Origin of the sequence: Thiocapsa sp. (genome assembly GCF_035467215.1) — a bacterium.
Taxonomy (GTDB): domain Bacteria; phylum Pseudomonadota; class Gammaproteobacteria; order Chromatiales; family Chromatiaceae; genus Thiocapsa.
This window is the reverse complement of record NZ_DATITZ010000357.1, coordinates 1-10,727: the sequence shown is the minus strand read 5'-3', so window position 1 is coordinate 10,727 and position 10,727 is coordinate 1. Positions and strand designations below refer to the sequence as shown.

Sequence of the window (10,727 nt, the reverse complement as noted above, 5' to 3'; positions counted from 1 at the left end):
GCGGTGATTATTTTGATCCGGTGGTTACGAGGCACGGACTCCATCGCTTTGGTTTCCTGGGTCGTGTTGGGCTTGTGGTCCCTCTCGCAAGCCGCTCTTGCAACGATTGGTCGCCTGAGCATGTCGCCCGATCACGCGATGCGTACGGACTATATGTCGCACTCACTTTATATGTGGTGTTCGGGTCTGGTGTTGCTTTCGGCATTGTTGGAGCGGCGGTCCAAGATACGAGCAATTCCAGCGGGTATCGCATTAGTGTTCGGTCTGCTGTTGGTCGCGAGTCCGGCAAATCCGGAATTCTGGCAGGCTCTTGCCACCTTCAATGCAAGCCTTGCTCATGGGAAGGTTTGTTATGTTTATCGCGTACAGCATCTGGATTCCGAGTGTCTGGCATCTCGGACAGACAATGTGGATGCGATGCTCGTACGCGCCCAGGAGGCGGACCGAGCGCATCTAACCGAGCCCAAAGTGCAGCCAGGTCTTCCCCAGAGTCGGACGAGCGTTCGCGGCGCGATCACGGATGTGGAGCAGCTCGATGACGGCCGTGTACTCCGCGGGTGGGTGTTGCTTGAAGAGGGCGACCGCGCCGGGGCAATCTTGGTTGGGGTGTCCGAAAATGGCGGAGTAAGGCAAGTTCTTGGTTTCGGTCGCATCGATGATCGGCGTGGACTCTGGCCTCGGCTCTTTCCTCGGATTGGACCACGAGCCGATTGGGAGGTTAAGTTGGATGCGTCTGGACTGGATCGAGCAGCCCAGTCTGGAGGGCTGGATGCGTATTTTGTCCGAGCTGATACGGGCGAACTGCACCGTTTAACGCCCGGTTCGGCCGAGATGGAGTGGAGTGCAATCGCAAGATGAAAGAAATCGATAGCCAACTACTCGGTCTATGGCGTCGCGCTCGGCCTCTACTGTTTCGGCTGGACCCCGAGTATGCGCACGAGCTTACGCTTGGCCTGCTCAAGCGGTGGTCGACCTTCTTCGGTGGCCGCCTCGAGGCGGGCGACATTGCGCGCAGGCGAGGATTGGCCGTCGACGCGATGGGCCTGCACTTCCACAACCCGATCGGTCTCGCGGCGGGTCTGGACAAGGATGCCGTCGCCGTGCCCGCCTGGCAGGCGCTGGGCTTCGGTTTCATCGAGGTCGGGACCATCACGGCGCTGGCGCAGCCCGGCAACCCGAAGCCACGCCTCTTTCGTCTGCCGGCGGACGAGGCGCTGATCAACCGGATGGGTTTCAACAACGCGGGCGCGGATGCGGCGGCGATCCGGCTGGGGCGCCTGCGCGAGCGCGGTGTCCTTCAAGTCCCCCTCGGGGTCAATCTGGGCAAGTCCAAGGTCACGCCCGCGGAGGAGGCGGCGGACGACTACCGTCGAAGCTTCGAGCGGGTGGGCCACTTCGCGGATTATGTGGTCGTGAATATTTCAAGTCCGAACACGCCCGGCCTGCGAGATCTGCAGCGGGTCGAGGAGGTGGCTCGTATCATCGAGGCGATCCAGGGGCCCAATCAGCGACTCGCCCGGCCCAAGCCTCTGCTGGTCAAGCTCGCGCCGGACCTCGCCGACGAGGACGCGATCGACTGCGCCCGCGCGGCATTGGATGCGGGCTGTGCCGGCCTGATCCTGACCAACACCAGCATTCGCTTCGAAGGGCTGCGCAGCAGCACCGAGGGGATGAGTGGCGGTCTTTCGGGTCGACCGATCCTGGAGCGGAGCACCGTCCTGCTGGGTTTGGTCCGGCAGGCCGTGGGTCCGGGTCCGGTGCTCGTCGGTGTCGGGGGTGTCATGGACCCCGCGGGCGCGGCAGCCAAACTCGCGGCCGGGGCGGATCTCGTGCAGATCTACAGTGGCCTCATCTATCGCGGGCCCGGATTCGTGCGCGAGCTGCTGCGCGGGATGTCGAGCCAAACCGCGTCTCATCGCGAGAAGCTGACTTTCGAGTGAGTTCGATGTTTGGTGCATCCACGGCCCTTGGCGGGGACGCCGTTTAAAATAATATTTTCAGTATCTCAAAGCGCGCCGGCTCCGGCGCTCGTCAAGCCTGCCGGGGCCGATCCCATCCGCAAACATCGCATTTAGCGCTGGGCGCGGTTTAATGTCTGTCTCGTCGGAACGGTTTGCGTCGGCGTTTCTCGGTGTTCGCGGCCGCCGCCCTTATGTCGTCCGGATAGGCTATGGTTTAATGCGGCTTTGCGAGCCAACGACACTGCTTCAACATGACCCTCGACAGCACTCATCGTAAGGCCCGGGTCGAGCGCAACACCCTGGAGACCCGGATCCGGGTCGTACTGGACCTTGAGGGGTCCGGGCGCTCGGATCTGAACACGGGCTTGCCTTTTCTGGACCACATGATCGATCAGGTCGCGCGACACGGTCTGATCGATCTCGACATCCAGGCCGAGGGCGATCTGCATATCGACGCCCACCACACGGTCGAAGACATCGGCATCACGCTTGGCCAGGCGCTGGCGCAGGCACTCGGGGACAAGAAGGGCCTGCGTCGCTACGGGCACGCCTATGTCCCGCTGGACGAGGCCCTGTCGCGTGTCGTGGTCGATCTGTCCGGTCGACCCGGGCTGGAGTTCAACGTCGATTTCACCCGCGCGATGATCGGCGGTTTCGATGTCGACCTCTTCCGTGAATTCTTCCAAGGTCTTGTGAACCATGCGGCCCTCACGCTGCACATCGACAATCTGCGCGGCGCCAACGCGCACCACCAGGCCGAGACCGTCTTCAAGGCGTTCGGACGTGCCCTGCGCATGGCCGTGGAGCCGGATCCGCGGATGGCCGGGATCACTCCGTCCACCAAGGGTTCGCTTTGAAGCTCGATCCAAGTCGTCGCCATTGTCCGAGCTCGAGGCAGGGAGGCGCCCATCCGACATCCGACAGCGAGTGACCGATCCATGTTGCTGATTCCCGCAATCGATTTGAAGGACGGCCGCTGTGTGCGCCTGCGTCAAGGCCGGATGGAGGAGGCGACGGTCTTCTCCGACGACCCGGTCGACACCGCCGCACGTTGGGTCGGCGAGGGTGCGCGCCGACTGCATTTGGTCGACCTCAACGGCGCCTTTGCCGGCATGCCGGTCAACGGCGAGGCCATTCGCGCCATCGCCGAGGCCTTTCCCGAGCTGCCGATCCAGGTCGGCGGGGGCATCCGCGACGAGGCCACCATCGCGGCCTATCTCAGCGCCGGGGTGACCTACTGCATCATCGGGACCCAGGCGGTGAAGGAGCCGGTCTTCGTCGAGCGGGCCTGTCGCTCGTTTCCGGGCCAGATCATGGTCGGACTCGATGCGAAAGACGGGCAGGTCGCCATCGAGGGCTGGGCGCAGGTCACCGAGCATCAGGCCGAGGATCTGGCGAAGCGGTTCGAGGACGCCGGTGTCGCGGCCATCATCTACACCGATATCGGCCGCGACGGCATGATGAACGGGCCCAACGTGGAAGCGACCCGGGCGTTGGCCGGGGCGATCCGCATCCCGGTGATCGCATCGGGCGGTATCACCGTCATCGACGACGTGCGTGCGCTGGCCGAGGTGGCGAGTTGCGGCATCATCGGGGCCATTACGGGGCGTGCCATCTATGAAGGGACGCTCGACTTCGCCGAGGGGCAGCGTCTCGCGGACAGCCTGAGCCCGCGTTGAGCCGGGGCCAATTGCACACGCGCGCAGCCGGGTGTCGTCGACACCGCGTGCGCCGCGAGGAGATCGACGATGTCTGAAGATTGGCTCGACGCCATCAAGTGGGACGCCCAGGGGTTGGTTCCGGCGATCGCGCAGGAGCACGGGACCGGGACCATTCTGATGATGGCTTGGATGAACCCCGAGTCACTGAGGTTGACGCGCGAGACCGGGCACGCAGTCTATTGGTCGCGTTCGCGCGGGCGGCTCTGGCACAAGGGCGAGGAGTCGGGCCATCAGCAGGTGGTGCACGCCATTCGGATCGACTGCGACGCCGACGTCGTGCTCCTCGATGTCGAGCAGAAGGGCGGGATCGCCTGCCATACGGGGCGTCACAACTGCTTTTTTCGCGAGCTCGATGTGCAGGGGCGTTGGGTCGAGGTTGCGCCTGTCCTGAAGGATCCACAGGCGATTTACGGTAAGGCGTGATCGATCATGAATGACTTGCTCGAGCGGTTGTCGGATGTTCTCGAGTCGCGCAAAGGGGCGGATCCGGGTAGCTCTTATGTTGCAGGCCTTTATTCCAAAGGTCTCGACGCCATCCTCAAGAAGATCGGCGAGGAAGCGACCGAAACCGTAATGGCGGCCAAGGACGGGGTCCCCGAGAAGATCGTGCACGAGGTTGCGGATCTTTGGTTCCACACCCTGGTTCTGCTTGCGCAGCAGGGTCTCGGTCCCGGCGACGTTTTGGCGGAGCTGGACCGTCGTTTCGGCCTTTCGGGGTTGGACGAAAAGGCCGGTCGCGGGTCCTGATCCCCGCATCGGATCGCCGGCCTCGCCTCTCCGAGGGACTAACCGCGTCGATTGGGATTGCGGTATGATCCAGGCGCTTCGGATCCCTTGGGACAAGGGTGCCGAAGACATCGAAAATCCAGTCGACGGACTGTTTCGTCGGCCTCTCCACTGAACCGAGTCGACCGTCGCATCGCGACGGTACGGAGGAAAACATGGGCGCTGGTGGCATCAGTATCTGGCAGCTTCTGATCATCCTGGTCATCGTGCTGCTGTTGTTCGGGACCAAACGGCTCAAGGGCATCGGCTCCGACCTCGGTAATGCGGTCAAGGGCTTCCGCAGCGCCATGTCCGATAGCGAGAAGGCCGAGGAAGAAGCGGAAGCGAAGCGGGTCGAGCAGACCGCCGAGAAGCGTGTCGCCGACGGCGAGCCGGTCAAGCATGAGCCGGCGAAGTCATCGGATAAATCCGCCTAAGGTCTTTCCCTGAGCGAGGCGGTCACGCGAGGTTGCCATGTTCGACATGGGTTTCTGGGAGCTTGTCGTGATCGGCGTGGTGGCCCTCGTCGTCATCGGACCCGAGCGCTTGCCGAAGGTCGCGCGGATCGCAGGGCTTTGGCTTGGGCGTGCGCGCCGCACGCTCGCCTCGGTGCAGGACGAGATTCGGCGCGAGCTCAAGGCCGACGAGCTCAAAGAGATTCTCGACAAGCAGGCGCGCAGCCGCCCGCTCGAGAGCATCCTCGAAGAGCCGGCGAAGCGTACCGCGAAGTCCACCTCCGAAGCCGATGCCGCGCGCTTACCGGCACGGGGCGATCCACCCGCCGCGCCCGACGAGTCGACCTCGGCCGCCCGGACGACCGAGCGAGACACCTCAGCGAGCTGACCGCGCCGATCCGGCGACCCGATCCACGCCCGTCGCGCAAGCCGACGAATCGCTCGCTCGATCAGCTCGCCGAGCCGCCATCCAACCAGCGACGAGAACATCACCCATGTCCCCCGCGATGCAGCCCGACGATCCGGGTGCCGAACAGCCTTTCGTCTTCCATTTGATCGAGCTGCGCGATCGTCTGATCCGCATGTCGATCGCGATCTTCGTGGTGTTCCTGGCGCTCTTCCCGTTCGCCAACGAGATCTACACCTTCGTCGCGGCGCCCTTGATGGCGCAGTTGCCCGAAGGCAATACAATGATCGCGACACAGGTCGCCGCGCCTTTCTTGACGCCCTTCAAGTTGGCCCTGATCGCTGCGGTTTTCCTCTCGATGCCTTTCCTGCTCTACCAGTTTTGGGGGTTCGTCGCGCCTGGGCTCTACAAGCACGAGAAGCGTCTGGCAACCCCGCTGCTGATCTCGAGCATCATCCTGTTCTACGTCGGGGTGGCGTTCGCCTATTTCGTCGTGTTCCCGCTGATCTTCGCCTTCCTGTCGGCGTCCACGCCGGACGGCGTGGCGATGATGACGGACATCTCGGCCTATCTCGACTTCGTGCTGGCACTCTTCTTCGCCTTCGGAATCGCCTTCGAGATCCCGATCGCCACGATCCTGCTGGTGGCTGCAGGGATCACGACGCCGGCAGCCCTCGCCTCCAAGCGGCCCTACGTGATCGTCGGTGCCTTCGTCGTGGGGATGCTGCTGACGCCGCCCGACGTCATCTCCCAGACCCTGCTGGCCGTGCCCATGTGGTTGTTGTTCGAGCTGGGGATCGTCTTCTCGAAGGTCCTGGTGCGCAAGCGTGCAAACGATACCGACGAAGACCCGGATCCCGACGTCTCGGGCAGCGCGCCTTCGCGCGCGCCCTCCGCCCCGAATGGTCCGGTCGGCGGATCGACCATGGGCCGAGTGACGCCTCGGCCCGAGACGCGCGAGGTCGGACGCGATCTCGATCCGCACTTCGACGACCCGGGTCGCTGGCAGCCCCTGAGCGAGTCGGAGATGGAGGCCGAGCTGGATCTGATCGAGGCCGACGAAATCCTGGATGCGCCGCGGCACTCCGAGCCGAATGCCACTCAGGCCACGCAAACCGAGATCCCCAGTGGCGCTACGGAGATCAACTCGGTCGAAGAAAAGATTCGACGCGCGAACCGACTTCGCGATCTCGGCAGCACGTTCGCCGCGCGCACCGTGCTCTACGAGGTCCTGGAGGAGGGCGATGCCGATCAACGGCGCGTGGCACGCAACATCCTCAATCAGCTCGACGAGGCTTGAACGGCTTCGGAACGCTGTTGATCGACCGGAGCCTCCACCGGGAGGGTGACCGGCTGAGGCCCGAGGCGAGTGGCTCGGGCGCCGGGTCTTGTTCTGCCGCACGACATCCCGCTCTCTGCAGTGGCCGCGATCCGCGGCCGCCTTCCTCGCACATCCCGGATGCCCGGTGGTCGGTTTTGTCCTCGATCCGGCTGATGTCTGCGTCGTGCCTTATGCAAGGCATTGACTGCCTTGACGATGTCGGTCGTCAAGTTGAAATAATTGCTTCTTTCAATGGCCATGCTGAGATAGTATAGGTTTTACCGCCATTTGAAGATCGGAATCCCAATGGGCTCAGGATCCCAAATTCACTATAAGCAGAATCGACTCAAACAATTGCGCGCCTTTTGCCATGCTGCGCGCACCGGCAGCGTCAGCGCTGCAGCCGAGAAGATCTTTCTCAGTCAACCCACCGTCTCTTTGCAGATCCAGGCGCTGGAGCGCGAGTTCAGCACCATCTTGTTCGAGCGGCGCGGCCCCAAGATCAAGCTAACCCCCGAGGGGGATTTGCTCTTCCAGATGGCCGAGCCCCTGGTCGAGGGTATGGACAAGCTCCACGAGGCCTTCGCGACGCAATGCGGTCGCGTCGACCGCGGCGTGTTGAACATCGCAGCCGGTGAGTCGACCATCCTCTATATCCTTCCCGATCCGGTGCGTGCCTTCGTGGACCAGTATCCGGGGATCGAGCTGAAGATGCACAACGTGACCGGCCGCGACGGCCTGGCCATGTTGCGTGCGGACGAGGTCGATCTCGCCGTTGGGTCGATGCTGGATGTGCCGGACGATATCACCTACCGCCCCTTCGTCACCTACCAGCCGACGCTCATCACGCCGAAGGACCATCCGCTTGCGGGTAGGGAGTCGGTGACCCTCGAAGAGATTGCGCCCTACGGTCTTATCCTGCCGCCGCGTCATCTGAGCACCTGGCGGATGGTCGATCTGGTGTTCAAGCAGCACAACCTCGCCTACCGGGTCACCTTGGAGGCTGGCGGCTGGGAGGTCATCAAGAAATACGTCGAATTGGGCCTGGGAATCTCGATCGTGACGGATGTCTGTCTGACTGGTGACGAAAACTTGAGTAGAATTCCACTATCTCAGTATTTCCCGAAGCGCAGCTACGGTATCGTACAGAGGCGGGGGAAATTTCTGTCGCCCCAGACCAAGTGCTTCATGAAGACGCTTGATCGCGCGTTTGCAGACCGGATCGTGGAACCGCAACCTCAAACCGTGGGCAATGTCGAAGAATGGGAAGATGCTTATCTGGGATGATGACCCTGCGCTCGGCCGCAGAGGATGGCACCTAAGGCTTTTCGAGGGCGGCATGGCAAGTCATTTGCCCTTGTGCGCACAGCGAATGTGCTCGACCCGAACAGGATTCGTGCACAATTAAAACTAACCGTGTACCACTGACATCAGGTGAGTAGAGCCCAACACTATGGAACTCACAAAACGCATCGGGCAGCGCCTGCGCGCTGCGCGCCAAGATCAGAAGCTGAGCTTGTCGGAGCTCTCGGGTCGCACCGAGTCGCTCTCCAAATCACGAATCAGCAACTATGAGCAGGGGATTCGCCGCATGGGTCTCGAGGAGGCCCAAGAACTTGCGGTCGCACTCGGTACCGTGACCCCGACCTACCTCTTGTGTCTCGACGACAAGGATCCGCTCTCGGCTCGCGAGCGCGAGCTCGTGGAATACTTTCGGCAGGCCGACGAGCGCGGCAAGGATACGATCGTCAAGGTCGCTTCGGATCAGTCCGGCTTCGTCGCGGACTAGCGTCGGCATGCCGCCGTGCGCGGCATGCCTTCGGGTCTAAACCGCATCCAGAGCGATATGCTCATTTTCGAGTGAGCTCGACGTTTGCTGCATCCACGACCCTTATCGGAGACGCGGTTTAAGGGCGCTATTTGTAGGCGCCGACTCCGCAGAAGAAGCTCTGTTCGTTCGTCATCACATAGCTGGTCTTCTCGCGAATCTCCTCCGTGCCCGGATAGGGCCAGTTATAGTCGACCCAACCCTCGCCCGTGCTGCTCGCAACGGCGATCATGTTCTTGAAGAGCGTGTCGCCGTACTTGTCGAAATCCAGAAGATTCTTGCCGACCAGCTCCGGTTTGATCGCGTGCGACAGCATGACGCCGTCCATGTCCATGCAGAAGACATAGAGGTCGCGATCCTGGAAGCCGCCGTCCGCAGCGGCAAAGGCCGCAAAGGCCTGCTCGCTTCCCATCGCGTTCACGGCAGCCTGTGCTTTCTGAGACATGGCCTTGGCTTCGTCCGGCGAGGCCATCTCCGCGGCGATCGCATTGCCCGTAAGCATCATAGCAGCCGCTGCAAGCAGAAGTTTGTGCATTCTCCATCTCCTTATATTGTTTATAGGGTTTTACCTGGCCGACGATAGTACAGATCCCGACCTAGATCCAGAATGTTCGATCTTGGCGCGGCGACCCTCCCCGAACGCCCCATTTGAATCTCCGCTTGCACGAATCCGGTGCACTCTCTGACCTGCGACCTGGCGCGGGGCCGCCAAACATGAGCCGAGCGCATTGGCATGGTTTCTGCTTAGTGTCCTGCCGGACGTCCTCGTCCCAGAAGCTTCCACCCATGTGACGCATGATGAACAGGAGCCAGAATGTATGCTTAGACGCGACCCGATCAAATCGGTCTTGCTCGGCACGGGCCTCGTGCTTGGTTTGACCGCCGGATCTATGGCCCAGGCCGCGGACGACACCATCAAGGTCGGGGTCCTGCACTCGCTTTCGGGCACCATGGCCATCAGCGAAACGACGCTGAAGGATACGGTCCTGATGCTGGTGGACGAGCAGAACAAGAAGGGCGGTCTGCTCGGCAAGAATCTCGAGGCCGTCGTGGTCGACCCCGCCTCTGACTGGCCGCTCTTCGCCGAAAAGGCGCGCGAGCTGCTGACCAAAGACAAGGTTGCGGTTGTCTTCGGCTGCTGGACCTCGGTGTCGCGCAAATCCGTGCTCCCGGTCTTCGAGGAGCTCAACGGGTTGCTCTTCTATCCCGTGCAGTACGAGGGTGAGGAGTCCTCCAAGAACGTCTTCTATACGGGTGCCGCGCCGAATCAGCAGGCGATCCCGGCCGTCGACTATCTGAAGAGCGAGCTGGGTGTGGAGCGCTGGGTGCTCGCCGGCACGGACTATGTTTATCCGCGCACCACAAACAAGATCCTCGAAGCCTACCTCAAGCAAAACGGGGTCGCCGAGGAAGACATCATGATCAACTACACGCCCTTCGGTCATTCGGATTGGCAATCCATCGTCTCCGATATCAAGCGCTTCGGCTCGGAGGGTAAGAAGACCGCCGTGGTATCGACCATCAACGGCGACGCCAACGTGCCCTTCTACAAAGAGCTGGGCAACCAAGGCGTCTCCGCCGAGGACATCCCGGTCATCGCCTTCTCGGTCGGCGAGGAAGAGCTCTCGGGCATCGACACCAAGCCGCTGGTCGGCCATCTCGCCGCTTGGAACTATTTCATGAGCGTCGACGACCCGGCCAACGCGACCTTTATCGAGACGTGGCACGGCTTCACCAAGAACGACAAGCGTGTGACCAACGACCCGATGGAGGCGCATAAGATAGGCTTCGATCTCTGGGTCCAGGCGGTCGAGAAGGCCGGCACGACCGATCCTGATGCGGTGCAGGCCGCCATCATCGGCCTGGAGACCAAGAACCTCACGGGCGGGACCGCCAAGATGCTGCCCAACCACCACATCACCAAACCGGTGCTGATCGGCGAGATCCAGGAAGACGGTCAGTTCGCCGTCGTCTGGTCGACCGAGGAAGAGGTCCCTGGCGACGCCTGGTCCGACTTCCTCGAAGGCTCCAAGGATCTCACCGCCGATTGGACCCCGCCGGTCATGTGCGGCAACTTCAACACGGTGACCAAGACCTGTCTGGGGGCTCAGGCGCAGTAGTCGTTGAACCGCGTCCGGCGCAGTATGGTCGGGTGGCGCTGTGGGCTTGGTTTGGTATGAGTCTATGAGCGCGGCACTGGACGCGGTTCAAGTGATTTTCGGGATGGGTTCAGGTGATTGCCGATAAGCAATCAGCCGGCCTGTAGGGGC

General features: G+C 62.2%; 13 protein-coding genes. 12 read left to right on the top strand and 1 reads right to left on the bottom strand.

Translation table 11 applies throughout. From position 1 onward, the window contains the following. The 11 genes from VLR48_RS19350 to VLR48_RS19300 all read left to right on the top strand — a co-directional run. Nucleotides 1–858, top strand: an 858-nt coding sequence (locus VLR48_RS19350) for a hypothetical protein (protein WP_325293347.1), incomplete at its 5' end; no start/stop codon positions are given. After that, nucleotides 855–1,940: a quinone-dependent dihydroorotate dehydrogenase gene (locus VLR48_RS19345; protein ID WP_325293346.1), complete on the top strand. Its 1,086-nt coding sequence runs from the start codon at nt 855–857 to the stop codon at nt 1,938–1,940. The genes VLR48_RS19350 and VLR48_RS19345, both read left to right, overlap by 4 nt. Nucleotides 1,941–2,212: 272 nt before the next feature. Further along, a complete protein-coding gene (gene hisB / locus VLR48_RS19340) occupies nt 2,213–2,818 on the top strand; it encodes an imidazoleglycerol-phosphate dehydratase HisB (RefSeq protein WP_325293345.1) in 606 nt (201 codons plus the stop codon). 81 nt (nt 2,819–2,899) lie between these two features. Then, nucleotides 2,900–3,640: a 1-(5-phosphoribosyl)-5-[(5-phosphoribosylamino)methylideneamino]imidazole-4-carboxamide isomerase gene (gene hisA, locus VLR48_RS19335; protein WP_325293344.1), complete on the top strand. Its 741-nt coding sequence runs from the start codon at nt 2,900–2,902 to the stop codon at nt 3,638–3,640. A gap of 69 nt (nt 3,641–3,709) precedes the next feature. Beyond that, on the top strand, nt 3,710–4,105 hold the full coding sequence (gene hisI, locus VLR48_RS19330; protein WP_325293343.1) for a phosphoribosyl-AMP cyclohydrolase: 396 nt from the start codon (nt 3,710–3,712) through the stop codon (nt 4,103–4,105). Nucleotides 4,106–4,111: 6 nt separating this feature from the next. After that, complete coding sequence (locus VLR48_RS19325; protein WP_325293342.1) at nt 4,112–4,429, top strand: phosphoribosyl-ATP diphosphatase; 318 nt, start codon at nt 4,112–4,114, stop codon at nt 4,427–4,429. Nucleotides 4,430–4,623: 194 nt separating this feature from the next. After that, nucleotides 4,624–4,884: a twin-arginine translocase TatA/TatE family subunit gene (tatA, locus tag VLR48_RS19320; protein ID WP_325293341.1), complete on the top strand. Its 261-nt coding sequence runs from the start codon at nt 4,624–4,626 to the stop codon at nt 4,882–4,884. A 37-nt stretch (nt 4,885–4,921) separates the two neighbouring features. Further along, complete coding sequence (gene tatB / locus VLR48_RS19315; RefSeq protein WP_325293340.1) at nt 4,922–5,290, top strand: Sec-independent protein translocase protein TatB; 369 nt, start codon at nt 4,922–4,924, stop codon at nt 5,288–5,290. Between the two features lie 106 nt (nt 5,291–5,396). After that, nucleotides 5,397–6,608 (top strand): twin-arginine translocase subunit TatC, encoded by a 1,212-nt coding sequence (gene tatC / locus VLR48_RS19310; RefSeq protein ID WP_325293339.1) that lies wholly within the window; start codon nt 5,397–5,399, stop codon nt 6,606–6,608. Between the two features lie 327 nt (nt 6,609–6,935). Continuing rightward, the gene (locus tag VLR48_RS19305; RefSeq protein WP_325293338.1) at nt 6,936–7,916 is read left to right on the top strand and encodes a LysR family transcriptional regulator; all 981 of its coding nucleotides are present in this window, start codon (nt 6,936–6,938) and stop codon (nt 7,914–7,916) included. 166 nt (nt 7,917–8,082) lie between these two features. Then, on the top strand, nt 8,083–8,418 hold the full coding sequence (locus tag VLR48_RS19300; RefSeq protein ID WP_325293337.1) for a helix-turn-helix transcriptional regulator: 336 nt from the start codon (nt 8,083–8,085) through the stop codon (nt 8,416–8,418). Between the two features lie 127 nt (nt 8,419–8,545). On the opposite strand, the gene VLR48_RS19295 is transcribed toward VLR48_RS19300, so the two are convergent. Further along, nucleotides 8,546–8,992 carry a cache domain-containing protein gene (locus VLR48_RS19295; RefSeq protein WP_325293336.1) on the bottom strand — a complete coding sequence of 149 codons (447 nt, stop codon included), beginning with the start codon at nt 8,990–8,992 and terminating at the stop codon, nt 8,546–8,548. Between the two features lie 283 nt (nt 8,993–9,275). Here VLR48_RS19295 and urtA point away from each other — a divergent pair, with 283 nt between their 5' ends. After that, complete coding sequence (gene urtA / locus VLR48_RS19290) at nt 9,276–10,577, top strand: urea ABC transporter substrate-binding protein (protein ID WP_325293335.1); 1,302 nt, start codon at nt 9,276–9,278, stop codon at nt 10,575–10,577. The last annotated feature ends 150 nt before the right edge of the window (nt 10,578–10,727 follow it).

Bases quoted from the DNA above. Each gene is read 5' to 3' on its own strand.
- VLR48_RS19300 (WP_325293337.1), top strand. From the start codon at position 8,083: ATGGAACTCACAAAACGCATCGGGCAGCGCCTGCGCGCTGCGCGCCAA.
- VLR48_RS19295 (WP_325293336.1), bottom strand. From the start codon at position 8,992: ATGCACAAACTTCTGCTTGCAGCGGCTGCTATGATGCTTACGGGCAAT.
- hisI (WP_325293343.1), top strand. From the start codon at position 3,710: ATGTCTGAAGATTGGCTCGACGCCATCAAGTGGGACGCCCAGGGGTTG.
- urtA (WP_325293335.1), top strand. From the start codon at position 9,276: ATGCTTAGACGCGACCCGATCAAATCGGTCTTGCTCGGCACGGGCCTC.
- hisA (WP_325293344.1), top strand. From the start codon at position 2,900: ATGTTGCTGATTCCCGCAATCGATTTGAAGGACGGCCGCTGTGTGCGC.
- VLR48_RS19305 (WP_325293338.1), top strand. From the start codon at position 6,936: ATGGGCTCAGGATCCCAAATTCACTATAAGCAGAATCGACTCAAACAA.
- VLR48_RS19345 (WP_325293346.1), top strand. From the start codon at position 855: ATGAAAGAAATCGATAGCCAACTACTCGGTCTATGGCGTCGCGCTCGG.
- tatC (WP_325293339.1), top strand. From the start codon at position 5,397: ATGTCCCCCGCGATGCAGCCCGACGATCCGGGTGCCGAACAGCCTTTC.
- hisB (WP_325293345.1), top strand. From the start codon at position 2,213: ATGACCCTCGACAGCACTCATCGTAAGGCCCGGGTCGAGCGCAACACC.
- VLR48_RS19325 (WP_325293342.1), top strand. From the start codon at position 4,112: ATGAATGACTTGCTCGAGCGGTTGTCGGATGTTCTCGAGTCGCGCAAA.
- tatA (WP_325293341.1), top strand. From the start codon at position 4,624: ATGGGCGCTGGTGGCATCAGTATCTGGCAGCTTCTGATCATCCTGGTC.
- tatB (WP_325293340.1), top strand. From the start codon at position 4,922: ATGTTCGACATGGGTTTCTGGGAGCTTGTCGTGATCGGCGTGGTGGCC.